Source organism: Carboxylicivirga sediminis (genome assembly GCF_018156225.1).
In the GTDB taxonomy this organism is placed as follows: Bacteria; Bacteroidota; Bacteroidia; order Bacteroidales; family Marinilabiliaceae; genus Carboxylicivirga; species Carboxylicivirga sediminis.
On the sequence record NZ_JAGTAR010000037.1, the window covers coordinates 13,050 to 27,754 of the forward strand.

Here is a 14,705-nt window from a genome sequence, read left to right on the forward strand (position 1 = left end):
TTTACTTCATGTAGGCTTTAACTACCTTGGCCTCATTACCCCCTTCGTTGATGATTTTGTATGCACCGGCAGCAGCTGGAATCACAAACGTTTCGGCGTAATTAAAACGTTGACGCATGCCATTTTGTGTTTCCACAATAATGCTGCTTCCTTCCACAAGCGACAATACATTACACTTGTTCGCAGTATCAATCTCAATGCTTGAATTGAAATGGTAACGCTCCACGTCATAGGTATGCTTGGCGTGGGTTGCCAGGTGGTAGTGTTTCCAGTCATCACCTTCGGCCAATAAAGCAGGCTTGGCAACCAGCTTCTCCGTCACATACTCACCTTTACGGTCGAAACACAGATTCTCCATACCTCGCTCCACATTAATTGGTCGAGGCTGGCCATCTAAATCCACGCGCAACCAGTCATACATTTTGAAGGTAAAGATGTAGGGCGTGGTGCTGATTTCAAGCACCAGGTTCTCGGTTCCTGAGCCATGAATCGTGCCCGGAGGAATCAGAAATAAATCGTGCTTATGGCTGTCGAGCACCTGCACGTGTTTGGTAATATCAATTGGCTCCTTATTATCGAAGCTGTACTTTAAATCGGCCTCAAACCCTTTCGGATCGATAGACTCCTGGAAGCCCAGGTAGCACTTCGCATCCTTACCGGCATCCAGTATGTAATAGGTCTCTTCCTGCGTAATGGTTTCGCCAAAGTGCTGCTGTATATAATCCACCTGCGGATGGCATTGAATGGAAAGGTTGCCCCCATCGAATGTATCCAGAAAATCGAAGCGAAGAGGAAACTCATACATAAACTGCTCGGCATGCTGCCCCATCACCGCCTTATACTCCTGAAACATAATAGAATCGAAAGACACCTCCAGCATCAGCCCATCGCTTTCGAACAGCAGACCATTCTCCGGCACAATCAGTTCAAAGGACCAGGCGTAGTTAATCACATCCGGATTCAGCTGCTTGATTTTGTCTTTGATCCATTGACCGCCCCAGGCCCCCGGCTCAAACCACGGACGCACACGAAAAACGTTTTGCGCCATATTGTGTAAGCCCTGGCGAAGCTTATCGCCACTCATCCATACCAGCTCTTCGGTTTGTTGACCGTCAATCACTATATCAATAGCAGGCAATAACACTGCCTTGTGACTGTTGAGCACCACCCAATCGACAAAATAAAAGCGTTTGTACATCACCTTACCGGCAGCTGGCTCCTCAGCTCCCAGGTTACATACCGATTTGGCACGCGCCCTGAACTGCAGCTCATTCTTAGGCAGATCGACATACACCAACAGGCCTTCAGCACCTGATAAAGCCGCACCCGGCCCGTAAATAATGTTGATATCCGCACTGGCATCCAGCGGCAGGTTCTTCAGCTTTTCCTCCTGATAAAAGTCTTTTAACTGCAAACTGGTGCGCTTGCCGAAAATGGGGTCGTCACCACCCAGGAAAGGCGCAATCATAGCATCAATCACATTAGACGGCTTTAAGGCCTCCTGCATTGAGATGCTGTTAACCACCTTACCTTTCTGGCGAAGTGCTTCTTCCAGCTCCTTTACTATCTCCTCGTAAAATACACCCACATAACCATCAATAATGATTACTTTCTCATTGGCCATGCGCTCAACCAATGCCTTGCTACCTGCCTGAATAGCACCTTTATCCAACCTGGCGGTTGGATAAAGATCATAATTCCCTTTAGTTACATTTGCCTTCTGCAAAGGCAGTAAAAACTGTTTTGTTTCCCTTATCTTACTCATTACTCTTCAATAACCTGTTCCAACATTTCAATTGCCTTATACAGCACACCAGCCGAACCACGGAAAGTACCTGAACCGGTAGGTTCGTTATTCACCGTGTACCACTCAAAGAAACCATCGTTCTTCACCACACGCTCAGTCATTGGTAACAGCTGCTCATAGGCTTCCTGGTAGAAACCGTAGTCAATCAGCTGCTGTATTATACGTGCCCCAAACCAGGTCCAGTCACCACCATTCTGGTAGCCATAAGGGTACATGCCCTTGTTCTCGAAGAAACCTTCAGGATATGGTGGGTACATAGTCAAACCAATAGAACCTGCACCTGATGCTTTTACATTGGCAATCATCTTATCCAGTGATATTTTGATTTGCTCATTACTCAGTAAACCGGCCTCGATGGCAACGGCCGTACCTCCATGATAATAAATCTCGTTCTCGTCAAAATCAGCCGGGAATGGCGAACCATCGAGGTACACGTGTGGGATGAACTTGTCATTCTCCGTATCCCACAGGTGAAGCATGGTATTTTGGGCCAATCCATCGCGAATGGGTTCCCATTTGGCTTTTGACTCAGGCACTATCTCCATCATGTTATTCAACGCAATGATGAACATGGCATTGTCGTAGATATCCAAGCTAAACTTGGTATCCTCATCGATGAAAACACCCCATGGATGACTTTGCTGCACATCGCCCCAGTCGGCAGTAGTAGCACCCCAAATCAAACCATACTCATTGCTCCAGCGATGATTTAACAAGAACTCCATTGCCCATTCCATGCGCTCGGCTACTGTTTTATCGCCAATCTTCTCTTTTAAGAAAGCGGTATCGCCTGTTTTGGTAACATACTTGTAAACGGCCTGCACCAATGATGTCTCATGGTCGGTCTCCACATCGTTTTTATGACCGCAATAGGTAGGTTCCAGCTCATTGTAGTAATACGTGTAGCCCCCTTCGGATTGAACTGCCTTACTTTGAGGAATAAAACCATCAAGAATATTGCCATCGTCACCTTGTAAACGGAAGAAGACGCGCAGGTTTTCCTTCAACTCATCGTGTGGATACACTTCGGCCGACAATTCGATAAAGGTATTGTAATCGCGAATCCACACCTCACCGTAACCATCACCGGCATTAAACCCGGTCTTAACCACTTCCAGTGCCTTCGTTTTAACAAACTTGAAACTCTCATTGGTCTGAATAGATGTCTTTAACTCTTCGCTCACCTTTGGAGCTTTTCCACATCCCATTAAAGCAATGGCCATGAGGCCAATCATTAGTTTATTTCTCATTGTCATATAATGTTTCTGTTGTTTTTTCTAATTCAATAAACGCACCGTTCACCAGGTCTTTAAAGGCCACTTCGTACTTATCAAGCTTCTTGCCATTGAGCTTTGCCGACTGCAGCAACTTATTGTCTGGTGTGTTGTTTTTTGATTTGATCACGATTTGTTTCCCAGAGTAATAATCCGGATTGAGGCTGATGCACACCTCATCAAAAGCCGGACTGCCAATCTGCATGGTTGGTACTTCATTGGTTAAGCCAGCTACATCGAACAAGCCAATGGATGCCATTACGTACCAGGCACCCAGCTGTCCCTGGTCTTCATCCTGCCCGTAGCCATAGCCATGAATAGGATTAGTACCATAAAACTCATCGCAGATGGTGCGTGTCCAGTACTGTGTTTTCTCAGGCTGACCAGTGAAGTTGTATAGCCATGAGATGTGCAGGCTGGGCTGGTTACCATGATTATAAATGGTTTCCACACCCGCAAAGGCATCAATTTCGGTACCACCGCCAAAGTTATTGGCGCGCGACGAGAGGAAAAGCGTATCCAGTCGTTCCACAAACTCAGCTTCCCCCATCTTATCTACCAATTGCTTGATGTGATGGGGTATATAAAAACTGTACTGCCACGAGTTGCCTTCCTGAAATCCTCTCCAGGCCTGAAATGGTTTAAAATCAGAAATAAAGTTGCCCACACTGTCCCTGGGGTGAATAAAACCACTCTCTTCGTTAAAAATATATTCCCAGGCCGATGACAGCTCTTTCAATTGTTTGTATTCTTTTAGCTGTCCCAGTGATCTGGCCATCTGTGCCACGGCATTTGCACTAAATGAATACTCGAGCATGTGAGAGGCACAAAAAGCTGTAGCTTCGGGTATATCACCCCAATCGTCGGTATGCGCGATGTAACCATTCTTCACAAACTGTTCCACATCAAGCTTTCCCGCTCCCATGGGTCGGTTTTTCCATTCCAATTCGTTCTTGAGAGCCGCCTCAAGGGCCAAATTAACATCGTAATTACGAATGCCACAATTATAGGCCGCTGCAATGATAAGTCCCACAAAGTTGGTACCCACACCCGATACGTAGCGGCTGTTAGCCAGGCCATCGCCCAACCAGCCCGTATCCTTATATACCAGCAAGTGCGACTGCACATAGTCGTTATAGTACTCAGGCCAGGCCAATGCCCAAAGCTGTGTCAGGTTCCAGAAAGCGCCCCATATAGCATCGGTGTTATAGAAATTATATTCAGGTTCACCGGCTGCATTCAAAGGAATTTGCCCAACTGAACCATCATTCTTGGGATAAGCCCCGTTCACATCACTGGCTAAGCCACGCCCCAGTATAGCATGGTATAAGCCCGTGTAGAACTTAGTCTTATCAGCCTCAGTGCCGCCCGACACCTTTATTTTATTCAGTTCATTGCCCCATATTTCCGTGGCTGCCGCTTTGGCATTATCAAAACTTAAGCCTTCGCTTGTGCGATTAAGGCGGGCATTGTCAATGGATGTGTAGGATAAGCCTACCTGTATTTCCACCTGTTCGTTTGCATTGGATTTAAATGTTACATAAGCCCCCGCACCTTCACCACTGATTAGATCAGCTCCTGCATAAACGGTATCACCTCTGAACATCCCAAACTCATCAATTGCCCGGTCAAGCTCTGCAGAGAAATAAATATCGATGAAAGCGCCGCTTTGGTATTTCTTCACATACTCAGGCTCTGTTCTCACCCATCCTTCAATGGTGTTGGTGCCTGCTTTTCGTACCATGGCATCCACTACTTTACCGCTTTCGCCTTGCCTGCGACCAATATCAAATAAAATATGAGCATGCTCACTCTGCGGGAATGTATAACGATGAACGGCCACCCGCTTAGTGGATGTCAGTTCGGCTTTGATGCCATAATCATCCAGCATTACACTATAATACCCTGGCTGTGCCACTTCATTTTCTTTTGCAAAACGTGAGCGATAGCCCGCATCCGGCTCTTCCAGCAAGCCTGGTTGAGTCAACAATTTCCCAACAGTAGGCATCATGGCAATGCCTCCCACCTGGAATTCATGCACATTAACAAAGCTCTCAATGGAGGTATGCCTGTCATCGTAGCCCACAGCTTCCCAACCCCATTTATTTCCATAATGCCCGTTGGTTGATGGTGCAGGCTTGGCCATCCCGAAAGGCTGTGCTGCCGGTGTATAAAAAAACCAGCGACTATGAGCCGTTCCAATATTCGGATTGACATAGTCATAAGCCGCCTTTTCCGATTTGTTACAGGCAAACAGAGCCGTTGCCAATAAGCCGGCTGTGACGAATCGCTTAATCCTTGTTGATATGTTTGAACATATGTATAGATACATCTTTATTTGATTCATTTTATCTATGATTTTTTAACGCGTGTTAGCAATAGAATAAACACCAGCAGACCGAATATGATCCATAAACCACCGTTCAGGTGTGATCGCATAGCCAGGCCAACCAACAGTGGAAAAATGGCACCTCCTGAGATGGCCATCATCATCAGACCAGATATCTCATCGGACCTGTCGGGATAATTACCTACTGTAATGGAATAGATCAACGGAAATATATTGGAAACGCCCAGACTGATAAGCCCCACAAGAATCCAGGCCGCAATGCTATGCTGCACAAAAGTGAGTGCAAATACAAATACCAACGCCAATAAGGTGGACCATTTCAGGAATGTGTTGGCATTGCCTTTCATCAGTAAAATACCGCCTACCAGTGTACCCAGCATCTTGGCAAAAAAGTAAACTGATTTGCCGTATTTGGCGGCCTCTTCGCTAACACCAATCTTTAGCTGCAGAAATGTGCCAATATTAGAGTTGATGGCCACATCAATACCCACAACAGCAAAGATGCCCAATACCATCAATGCGATGTAACGATTACCCAACAGCTTTAGGCAAGAGCCTATGGTCACCTGCGTATCTGCATTCTTTTCCTCCGCTACAGGCGTTAGGCTAAGCCACAACCATGCCATAAAAGCAACAATACCAAATAAATACAAGCCAAACCGCCAGGTTCCCTCTCCTTCAAAACCAATGGCGCTGGCTACCAATGGCCCAACTACAGCAGCCACATACGGTCCCACCATGGAACCAAGGGACTTGATAAACTGCGACAGACTCAGGTAACCGGAACCTTTCTCAGCGGGTACCACACTCATCAATAACGGATTGGCAGCCACCTGCATAATGGTATTGCCAATACCCAATAGAGCGAATGATACCAGTATAACCAGCAATGTGTTACCCAACAGCGGGACAAACAATCCCAAAACTGTTATGAGGATGGCTATATTCAACACCCGCTTTTTGCCATAACGCGCCTGCCAAATTCCAGCCGGAACCGAAATAAGAAAGAACCAGATAAATGCCACGAAGGGAATAAGCTGTAACAAGTAATCGGGCGTATCAGCACCTTGCTTTAACTCATCCACACCGGTACCCACCAGGTCGACGAAGCTGACCACAAAAAATGAGAATAACACCGGCCATACGGCCTTCGATTTAGTGATTTGCGTATCTGTCATGGCTTACATGTATTTGAGCTGTTCACTAATCGAACTATAGAACTCATCATTCAGCAAGGCACCTGCTCCAATGAACGCTGCATCCTCCAGCAGTTGCGACTGAACCACATCTACTTCGAGCCCCTGAGCTAATAACGCTTCATTTAATACCTCATTAAATAAAGAGAAGGCTTTGGAGATATTCCCACCGATGAGCAATCTATCCACCTGAAAACTTTCGAACCATGGGGACAGGAATGCCGCCAGCTGCTTACCAAAATCAGTAAATACTCGTTCGGCAGCAAGGTCATCGTTATATAATTCGGCAATATCTTTCACACCAGACACCCGTTTGTTCGAATGCGCTTCATACCTTTCAACCAAACCGCGAGTGGAGAAATAATCATCAGCTATACCATTTTCGAAAGGTAAATACCAAAGACAGCCTCCTTCGGGCACTCGCTCGTCGTTAATAACAGGAATACCATTTTGCAGAAAAGCAGAGCCAAAGCCGGTTCCAAGGGTAATTGCCAGCGAATTATGACTACCCTTTAAATTGCCACTAAAGAACTCACCTATGGCAAAAGCTGTGGCATCATTCACAAATCGAATGTTATCAGGACGAATGTTGAGCCTTTGACTCAAGGCTTCTTTCATGTCAACATTATTCAGGTTTACATACTTTGCGTTCTCACCTGAAAACAAGCCAATGCCCTTCACATAATCGAATGGACCTGGCATTGCCAAACCAACACCAGCCAACTCAGAAGTTGCTAACTGTTCAAGCGCAGGCTTAATCAAAGCTTCAAAAGCATCCAAAATAGCCTCCATGCTGCCCATATTATCAATGGGCAGGTGCCTTTCCTTTTGATTTAAAAGTATGTTCTCATTAATATCAAATACCTTACAACTGATATGGCTGCCGCCAACATCAACACCAATGGCATATCTTTTAGTTTGCATATCGTATAATTATCGTGTGATTGTGATCGAATAGGTAAATTTCTCAGCATGATAAAAGCCAATATTGTATTCAATGGGCCGCCCGCCTGGATCGGATACATAGCGCTCGCGCACCAACACAGGTTCACCTGGTTTTATAGCTAAGCGTTTAGCCGTTATAACGGTTGCAGACCGTGCTTTTATCTTTTCTCTGGAGGTGGTAGGAATAACATTATAGTCATTCTCCAATATCTCATATAGAGGACGGGTAAAGTCCTCATCAGGGCTCACCTGAATACGCGGATGAAAGTAACTCTCGAAATAAACAAATGGCCCTTCCTTATCGCCTCTTAATCTTGACAAACAAAGCACTTCGGTACCTTCATTAACATCAAAGAAAGATGCCACTTTAGCATCCGCCTTAACCATCTTTACCTCCGATGAGTAGTTTTTAAAGCTCACCCCTTGTACTGACATTTCCTGAGTGAAGCTCATCCAGTTGTCGAGATTCGTGGTAATGCTTTTTTCGGCCACCTTGGTACCAATACCCTTTTTTCGAATAAGCAGCCCTTCGTACTCCAGTTTATTTGTTGCCTGCCTTAAGGTATTGCGTGAAATGCCAAGGCGTTTAGCCAAATCCACTTCACGGGGTAATAAGCCACCGTTCTTGTATTCAGGCAACTCAATCATCTTTCTTAACAGCATTTCTACCTGTGCGTGCAAAGGAATCGGGCTGTTGTGGTCAATTGCTAGCTTCATTTGTGCATATGTTTGAACATACGAATGTATTTAATGGAAACATCCAGTCCAATGGTGATAGCAAGAATTCTGCCAGTTTTAAACATTTGTCACCATTAAAAGAACGATTGAACGGCTTCCTGCAACCACAATCCTGCAACTATTGCATGGAAAGCACTACATTTGGTTATAACAACACTAACCAATCATTTATGATAGAACCAACACAAAGAGTACTTGTGGCAGGCGCCACCGGTTACCTCGGACGCTTTCTTGTGCAAGAACTAAAAAACAGAGGCTACTGGGTAAGAGTACTTATACGCAAGGAGGCACAGCAATCTTTATTTACTGATGTTGATGAATTTGTTATTGGTCAGATTACCCAACCTGATAGCATCAGAGGAATTTGTGACACAACAAACTACGTAATATCAACAGTGGGCATAACCCGCCAAAAAGATGGCCTCACATATATGGATGTTGACTACCTGGGGAATGCTAATTTACTGGCTGAAGCGAAACAATCACAGGTAAAACACTTTATGTATGTATCGGCGATAAATGGCGATAAGCTGAGGCATCTGAAAATATTTGAAGCCAAAGAACGCTTTGTTGATGAACTGAAAGCATCAGGTATAGACTACACCATTGTAAGGCCCAACGGCTTTTTCTCTGATATGCAGGATTTTCTGAGCATGGCAAAAAAAGGAACCGTCTACTTATTTGGGGATGGACACTACCAACTCAACCCCATTCACGGTGAGGATTTAGCGCATGCCTGCATTAATGCCCTCGAAACCGGTGAACACGAAGTATTGGTGGGCGGACCTCAGATTTTGTCGCAGAAAGAACTGGCGGCCATGGCATTAAAGGCGTGGAATAAACCCATAAAAATTCGACATTTACCCGATTGGACTCGCCGATTAAGCATTTGGTTACTACGAAATTTTACTTCATCAAAAATCTATGGACCGTATGAGTTCTTTTTAAGTGCCATGGCCATAGACAACGTTGCTCCATTGCATGGCAGACACCGCTTAAATGATTATTTTGATGAAGTTGTAAAACAAAGCTGATATTTATTTTTTCAATACTATATATTACTGGTATTTTAAATACATTTGCTGCGATATAATATTAATAAAATACTACTTGGGATTACCTAAATGAAGAACACGTATTTTGATTTGATTGAGCAAAGTTTTTACTTTCCTCAGGAAGGTTTCGACCTTAAGAATGATTATCTTACTTTTCACGGTGTATCGTTAAAATACCTGATAGAAAAGTATGGTACCCCATTCCGATTTATTTACCTACCAAAAATTGGTGACCAAATCAAAAAAGCACGTAACCTATTTAACCGTGCGATTAAAAACAATGCCTACAAGGGCAAATACCATTTTTGTTACTGTACGAAGTGTAATCACTTTAACCATGTGATAAATGAAGCCCTTAAGCACAATGTTAATATCGAAACATCTTCTTCATTCGATATTGACCTGGTGCGCTATCTTCATAAAAAAGGTAAAATCAACAAAGATATTATCACCGTTCATAATGGTTACAAAACCGAGGAATACCTGAAGAAGATTATCAAGCTGCAGGAGTCGGGTTTTACAAACTCTATCATTGTGCTGGACAGCATTAACGAGTTTGAGCGCCTGATGAAACTGAAATCAAAGCAAAAGATTAAAATCGGGCTACGCATGGCCATTAATGAGGAGGCTCAATCGGCCTATTATACTTCGCGTCTGGGCATTCAACACAATAAGATACTTGACTTTTATAAAGAGAAAATCAAGCCAAGCGAAAAGGTTGAGCTGAAGATGCTGCACTTTTTCGTTGATTCGGGTATTAAAGACACGCCATATTACTGGGGCGAATTCCAGAAAGCCCTGAAATTGTATGTGGAGTTGAAAAAAGAATGCGCCGATCTCGAATCGTTCAACCTGGGAGGTGGATTTCCTATTCGTAACCACTTAGGCTTCGAATACAATTATGAGTACATGATTCATGAAATCATTTCAAATATTAAAACCGCCTGTACAAAGGAAAACGTGATGGAGCCGGATATTTATACCGAGTTTGGTAAATATACCGTTGGCGAAGCCGGGGCGATCATTTTTGAAGTGCTGGAACAAAAACAGCAGAACGATACAGAGAACTGGTACATTATCAACAACAGCCTGATGAATACCATCCCTGATGCCTGGTCGATTCAGGAGAAATTTATTTTGCTGCCTGTTAACAAATGGAACAATGAATATGGCCGGGTAAATATTGGTGGCATCAGCTGCGATCACTCCGACTATTATAACTCTGAGGATTTTAACCAGGAGGTGCTGCTACCTAGTTATAACGATTCAGATGAAGAGCCTTTATACCTGGGCTTCTTCCACACGGGTGCCTATCAGGATTCGGTGAGTGGCTATGGAGGTATAAAACATTGTCTGATACCTGCACCCAAGCATGTTATTATCGACCGCGATGATACGGGCAATATTGTAGATACTGTGTATCGTGAAGAGCAATCAGTTCGTGAAATGTTGGATATTTTAGGCTATTTAGATGAAGAATAGGATTTTTGGAGATATAGACGATAAATACATATCGCTGGAGGAGGCAGAAATAGTACTTCAACCCATCCCATACGATGGCACCAGCACTTGGGGTAAAGGAGCTGATAAGGGCTTTGAGGTATTTATGAATACCACGCCTAATCTGGAGTTTTATGATATTGAAACCGATTCGGAAGTATACAAGAAAGGTATCCATATTCTGCCAACCATTGACGAAAACCGAAGCCCTGAACAGGTGTATGAAGCAGTGTATGCGAAAACAAAAGAGCTGCTGAAACTTAATAAGTTCATCACCTTCTTTGGTGGCGAGCACTCGGTAAGCATTGGCGCCATTGAGGCCTATCGCAAGAAATACGATAACCTGACAGTACTGCAACTGGATGCGCACTCAGATCTTCGTCCATCATACATGGGAAGTGCATACAATCACGCATGTGCGTTGCACAAGGCCTCCAAAACAACTAACCTGGTGCAGGTCGGTATCCGCAGCATGGATGTGGTGGAGAAACCATTTATAAATAAAGAAAAGTGTTTCTTTGCTGAAAATATATATGGTACCGAAGAATGGATGGATAAATGCATTGAATTAATGACTGATGATGTTTACCTCACCATTGATCTGGATGCTTTTGATCCATCAATAATGCCATCGACAGGTACACCTGAGCCGGGAGGTTTGTCGTGGGATACCACCATTCGTTTCCTTAAAAAGGTATTTGAACGAAAAAATGTTGTGGGGTTTGATATTGTAGAGTTTGCGCCCATTGATGGTTTACATGCACCTGATTTTTTAGTGGCTAAACTCTACTACAAGTTATTATCCTATAAGTTTTTTGCTAAACGATAGTTGGCTGACCGGCCATAAACTCATATACTAGAAACTTCTTGAGGTACTGAATCAACTTTTCCAGAGTTTTGAACTTTGGAAAAGTTGACACATAGTGCCAATGGTCATTTGAAAGCTGAATAAGGGCTCCACTAAAATTGAACGCTCATTTGACACATGAATGAGCCTTCCATGAAAATTGAAGGGTCATTCTATATCAGAATAAACGCTCTGTGTATATTGGATGGTCGTTTGATAACTGAATGAGCGGTCCATGGAAATTGGACGATCGTTTGACAGTTGAATGAGCGCTCCATGAAATCTGAACGGTCATTTTATAACTTAATAAGCGCTCAATTGAATTTGAACAGTCAATCGACATCTGATTGAGACCTTTTAATCCATAAACATATAAATGCCACAGCTCAAAATGAACTGTGGCATTCTTTTATTAATACACTATGGCTTAATCAGCATACACCAGCAATTTTGATTGCTCAATATTGCGTATGATCTGCTGATACAATTGTTCGTTTTCTGTTTTGCTAACCACTACAATCCCATCTTCATTGGCTATGCCTGACGAGAACTCAACACTTTTAAACCACTCATTAAGTTTAAACTCCATAACAATGTTGATGTTCTCACCCTCAATTACTTCAAATAGGTAAGCCTGACCAACATCTTCGGCCTCAGCCTCAGCCTCAAAATCAATATCCTCATCGGCCATAAATACGAAATCAATTGAATTTTCGTCATCAATGTACTGACTACCGGCCACCTGAATATTTGGTGATACATCATCATCTAACTCCACTTCTACTTCTTCATATTTACCTGGTAGCAGATAAGCAGTCGGGATTTTGGGCTGACTAATACCGGTCAACAAATCAATTGCAAATGGGCCTTCAAAATCAACATCAAAATCATCACCATCAATTTCCAATGACTCAAATTCAACCTCTTCAACATGTATTGTCGCCTCTGCGAAGGTTATTTCGTAAGCCGTTTTAAGGTTCACAGCTGATGATTTCATCAACAATGTAGCGTTTTTTGATTCAGGAGATTGGTTATCATCATCTGAACAAGCTAATACACCCAGCGTAAGCAAAGCCAATACACTTAGGTTGATAAAATTATTCTTCATACTAAATCAGTTTTAACGCGAAGTGATTATCAAAGCCTGTGCCATATATTACGTCATTAACGTTCATTGGCTTTTATTAATGGATAATGCTTAATGAACTACCTGATCTACTTACGAATTATCTTCACTAAAGTGCTCCATATCATTTAAATGCAGATCGAGCGCCCTTACCGATATCTTTATTTCCCAGCCCGATAGCAACAGGGAGATAATTAAAAGAAGTAATCCCAATCCGAAAGCATAGGCTGCCGGTAGAAACACCTCGATATAGATCAGGAACATGGATAAGACACAAAACATGAGACTGGCCACCCCAAGCAGCTGCATATTCTTAATCAGGTACAGGCGTTTGCGCAGGTTCATTATCTGATCTAGTAATACCTGATCGGGGTTGGCTTTCAACTTTTCGTATAGCTGACGAACCAGGCTGGCATAGCCCAGAAAACGGTTGGTATAAGCTAATAAAATCAATGACACCGCAGAAAACAGCAGGGCCGGCGTTGTTAATGTTAAGGCTTCCATAATTATATATTTTATTAGGGAGAAACCAAGGCCTGAAGGGCTTTGTTCGACATTGGAGTTGTTTTTAACAAAGTTTTAGAAAGACGAGAGACCGATGAAGGAAAGCAGAAAGCAGATGACAGAAGAAACAAAATTTTAAAAATACATTATCCGACATGGGTATAACTGATTGCTAGCTGGTAGCCTCAGTTATCTCTTCAAAAAACCAACTCCGGTAACTGCTTTATAGATGTCAGTTCATAGAACTGATTGGAGACGATCTCTTCAGTCACCAACTCATGATGCCAGGTGGTATGAAACGGAATATGTGCACCCCACCCGCCACATTCCAAAATTGGCAATACATCTGACTTGAGCGAATTACCTACCATAAGCACTTGCTTGGGCTGACAGTCAAGGTGAGCTATTAATGATCGATAGGCCTCTGTATGTTTATCGCTCATCACCTCTATGTGATGGAAATAACTGCCCAATCCGGATTTTTCCAGTTTCCGCTCCTGATCCAGTAAATCGCCTTTTGTGGCTACTATCAGCTTATAATGTCCATGTAACTGCTGCAATACCTCTTCCACGCCTTCAAGTAACACAACCGGCTTTTTCAGCATCTCTTTGCCCAGGTCAATTAATTCGCTAGTTTGGCGCGCCGTAATGCGAAAACCAGATAAGAGCTGGGCTGTTTCAATCAGTGATAAAATAAAGGCCTTAATACCATAACCGTACACCGGCATATTAGCCATCTCTACTTCGTATAAAATTCGAAGCACCTCGTCCCGGCCAGCATAGTCTTTTATCAGTTCCGCAAATTGATTTTCGGCCTCTCTGAAGAAGGTTTCATTTTCCCAGAGTGTATCATCCGCATCAAAAGCAATCACTTTTATTCCCGGTATCTTATTCATACGCTACTATAAAGAATGGTTCGTAGAATTTAAACTAATCCTTCGTTTGTTATTACATTTGCAAAAACACATTACAAAGATGGCAAAGAAAAAGAAGTGGAAAAACCTGGATGGCGTAGTTTTCTCAACCAATCAGGATTTTGATTACCAATATAACGAGGATGAACAGGAAGAAACGCTTGATCCTCAGGAACAGGATTTACGAGTGATGCTTGACAAGAAACAACGTGGTGGAAAAAAAGTAACCCTGATAACCGGCTTTATTGGCAATGAAGATGACCTGAAAGAGCTGGGTAAAATGCTTAAAAGTAAATGCGGCGTTGGTGGCTCTGCCAAGAATGGTGAGATATTGATACAGGGTGATTTTAGAGATAAAGTAGTTGAGTTACTTAAAAACGATGGCTACAAAGTCAAAAAATCCGGTGGTTAATCACCTGATTAAGAACAAAACCGTTCCTGTCAAACAT

The 14,705-nt window shown here is 43.2% G+C and carries 13 protein-coding genes; 4 read left to right on the forward strand and 9 right to left on the reverse strand.

The window, feature by feature from the left end; all coding sequences use genetic code 11:
* Position 1: 1 nt before the first annotated feature.
* The 6 genes from KDU71_RS18950 to KDU71_RS18975 are packed head-to-tail and all read right to left on the reverse strand — an operon-like array spanning position 2 to position 8,289.
* Entirely contained in the window at positions 2-1,765 is a 1,764-nt protein-coding gene (locus KDU71_RS18950) for a class I mannose-6-phosphate isomerase (RefSeq protein WP_212192682.1), read from the reverse strand.
* Positions 1,765-3,057 carry a GH36-type glycosyl hydrolase domain-containing protein gene (locus tag KDU71_RS18955; protein ID WP_212192683.1) on the reverse strand — a complete coding sequence of 431 codons (1,293 nt, stop codon included), beginning with the start codon at positions 3,055-3,057 and terminating at the stop codon, positions 1,765-1,767. The genes KDU71_RS18950 and KDU71_RS18955 overlap by 1 nt, the downstream gene beginning before the upstream one ends.
* Positions 3,047-5,428: a GH92 family glycosyl hydrolase gene (locus tag KDU71_RS18960; protein WP_212192684.1), complete on the reverse strand. Its 2,382-nt coding sequence runs from the start codon at positions 5,426-5,428 to the stop codon at positions 3,047-3,049. The genes KDU71_RS18955 and KDU71_RS18960 overlap by 11 nt, the downstream gene beginning before the upstream one ends.
* A 5-nt stretch (positions 5,429-5,433) precedes the next feature.
* Positions 5,434-6,609, reverse strand: coding sequence for an MFS transporter (locus KDU71_RS18965; protein WP_212192685.1), 1,176 nt, complete (start codon positions 6,607-6,609; stop codon positions 5,434-5,436).
* A 3-nt stretch (positions 6,610-6,612) separates the two neighbouring features.
* The gene (locus tag KDU71_RS18970; RefSeq protein WP_212192686.1) at positions 6,613-7,551 is read right to left on the reverse strand and encodes an ROK family protein; all 939 of its coding nucleotides are present in this window, start codon (positions 7,549-7,551) and stop codon (positions 6,613-6,615) included.
* Between the two features lie 9 nt (positions 7,552-7,560).
* Positions 7,561-8,289, reverse strand: a complete 729-nt coding sequence (locus KDU71_RS18975) for a GntR family transcriptional regulator (RefSeq protein ID WP_212192687.1) — start codon at positions 8,287-8,289, stop codon at positions 7,561-7,563.
* Positions 8,290-8,297: 8 nt separating this feature from the next.
* Here KDU71_RS18975 and KDU71_RS18980 point away from each other — a divergent pair, with 8 nt between their 5' ends.
* The 3 genes from KDU71_RS18980 to speB all read left to right on the forward strand — a co-directional run bounded on the left by KDU71_RS18980 (position 8,298) and on the right by speB (position 11,694).
* Positions 8,298-9,344, forward strand: coding sequence for an SDR family oxidoreductase (locus KDU71_RS18980; RefSeq protein ID WP_212192688.1), 1,047 nt, complete (start codon positions 8,298-8,300; stop codon positions 9,342-9,344).
* A gap of 90 nt (positions 9,345-9,434) precedes the next feature.
* Positions 9,435-10,847 (forward strand): type III PLP-dependent enzyme domain-containing protein, encoded by a 1,413-nt coding sequence (locus KDU71_RS18985; RefSeq protein WP_212192689.1) that lies wholly within the window; start codon positions 9,435-9,437, stop codon positions 10,845-10,847.
* Positions 10,837-11,694 carry an agmatinase gene (speB, locus tag KDU71_RS18990; RefSeq protein ID WP_212192690.1) on the forward strand — a complete coding sequence of 286 codons (858 nt, stop codon included), beginning with the start codon at positions 10,837-10,839 and terminating at the stop codon, positions 11,692-11,694. Before KDU71_RS18985 ends, speB begins: the two co-directional genes overlap by 11 nt.
* A 445-nt stretch (positions 11,695-12,139) precedes the next feature.
* On the opposite strand, the gene KDU71_RS18995 is transcribed toward speB, so the two are convergent.
* The 3 genes from KDU71_RS18995 to KDU71_RS19005 form a co-directional block, all read right to left on the reverse strand.
* Positions 12,140-12,820 carry a hypothetical protein gene (locus tag KDU71_RS18995; RefSeq protein WP_212192691.1) on the reverse strand — a complete coding sequence of 227 codons (681 nt, stop codon included), beginning with the start codon at positions 12,818-12,820 and terminating at the stop codon, positions 12,140-12,142.
* A 111-nt stretch (positions 12,821-12,931) separates the two neighbouring features.
* Positions 12,932-13,342, reverse strand: coding sequence for a DUF2721 domain-containing protein (locus KDU71_RS19000; RefSeq protein ID WP_212192692.1), 411 nt, complete (start codon positions 13,340-13,342; stop codon positions 12,932-12,934).
* 197 nt (positions 13,343-13,539) lie between these two features.
* Positions 13,540-14,238, reverse strand: coding sequence for an HAD family hydrolase (locus KDU71_RS19005; RefSeq protein ID WP_212192693.1), 699 nt, complete (start codon positions 14,236-14,238; stop codon positions 13,540-13,542).
* Positions 14,239-14,317: 79 nt separating this feature from the next.
* Between KDU71_RS19005 and KDU71_RS19010 the strand changes: the two genes are divergently transcribed.
* Positions 14,318-14,668 carry a translation initiation factor gene (locus KDU71_RS19010; RefSeq protein WP_212192694.1) on the forward strand — a complete coding sequence of 117 codons (351 nt, stop codon included), beginning with the start codon at positions 14,318-14,320 and terminating at the stop codon, positions 14,666-14,668.
* Positions 14,669-14,705 lie beyond the last annotated feature (37 nt).

Bases quoted from the DNA above. Each gene is read 5' to 3' on its own strand.
- KDU71_RS18950 (WP_212192682.1), bottom strand. From the start codon at position 1,765: ATGAGTAAGATAAGGGAAACAAAACAGTTTTTACTGCCTTTGCAGAAG.
- KDU71_RS18955 (WP_212192683.1), bottom strand. From the start codon at position 3,057: ATGAGAAATAAACTAATGATTGGCCTCATGGCCATTGCTTTAATGGGA.
- KDU71_RS18960 (WP_212192684.1), bottom strand. From the start codon at position 5,428: ATGAATCAAATAAAGATGTATCTATACATATGTTCAAACATATCAACA.
- KDU71_RS18965 (WP_212192685.1), bottom strand. From the start codon at position 6,609: ATGACAGATACGCAAATCACTAAATCGAAGGCCGTATGGCCGGTGTTA.
- KDU71_RS18970 (WP_212192686.1), bottom strand. From the start codon at position 7,551: ATGCAAACTAAAAGATATGCCATTGGTGTTGATGTTGGCGGCAGCCAT.
- KDU71_RS18975 (WP_212192687.1), bottom strand. From the start codon at position 8,289: ATGAAGCTAGCAATTGACCACAACAGCCCGATTCCTTTGCACGCACAG.
- KDU71_RS18980 (WP_212192688.1), top strand. From the start codon at position 8,298: ATGTTTGAACATACGAATGTATTTAATGGAAACATCCAGTCCAATGGT.
- KDU71_RS18985 (WP_212192689.1), top strand. From the start codon at position 9,435: ATGAAGAACACGTATTTTGATTTGATTGAGCAAAGTTTTTACTTTCCT.
- speB (WP_212192690.1), top strand. From the start codon at position 10,837: ATGAAGAATAGGATTTTTGGAGATATAGACGATAAATACATATCGCTG.
- KDU71_RS18995 (WP_212192691.1), bottom strand. From the start codon at position 12,820: ATGAAGAATAATTTTATCAACCTAAGTGTATTGGCTTTGCTTACGCTG.
- KDU71_RS19000 (WP_212192692.1), bottom strand. From the start codon at position 13,342: ATGGAAGCCTTAACATTAACAACGCCGGCCCTGCTGTTTTCTGCGGTG.
- KDU71_RS19005 (WP_212192693.1), bottom strand. From the start codon at position 14,238: ATGAATAAGATACCGGGAATAAAAGTGATTGCTTTTGATGCGGATGAT.
- KDU71_RS19010 (WP_212192694.1), top strand. From the start codon at position 14,318: ATGGCAAAGAAAAAGAAGTGGAAAAACCTGGATGGCGTAGTTTTCTCA.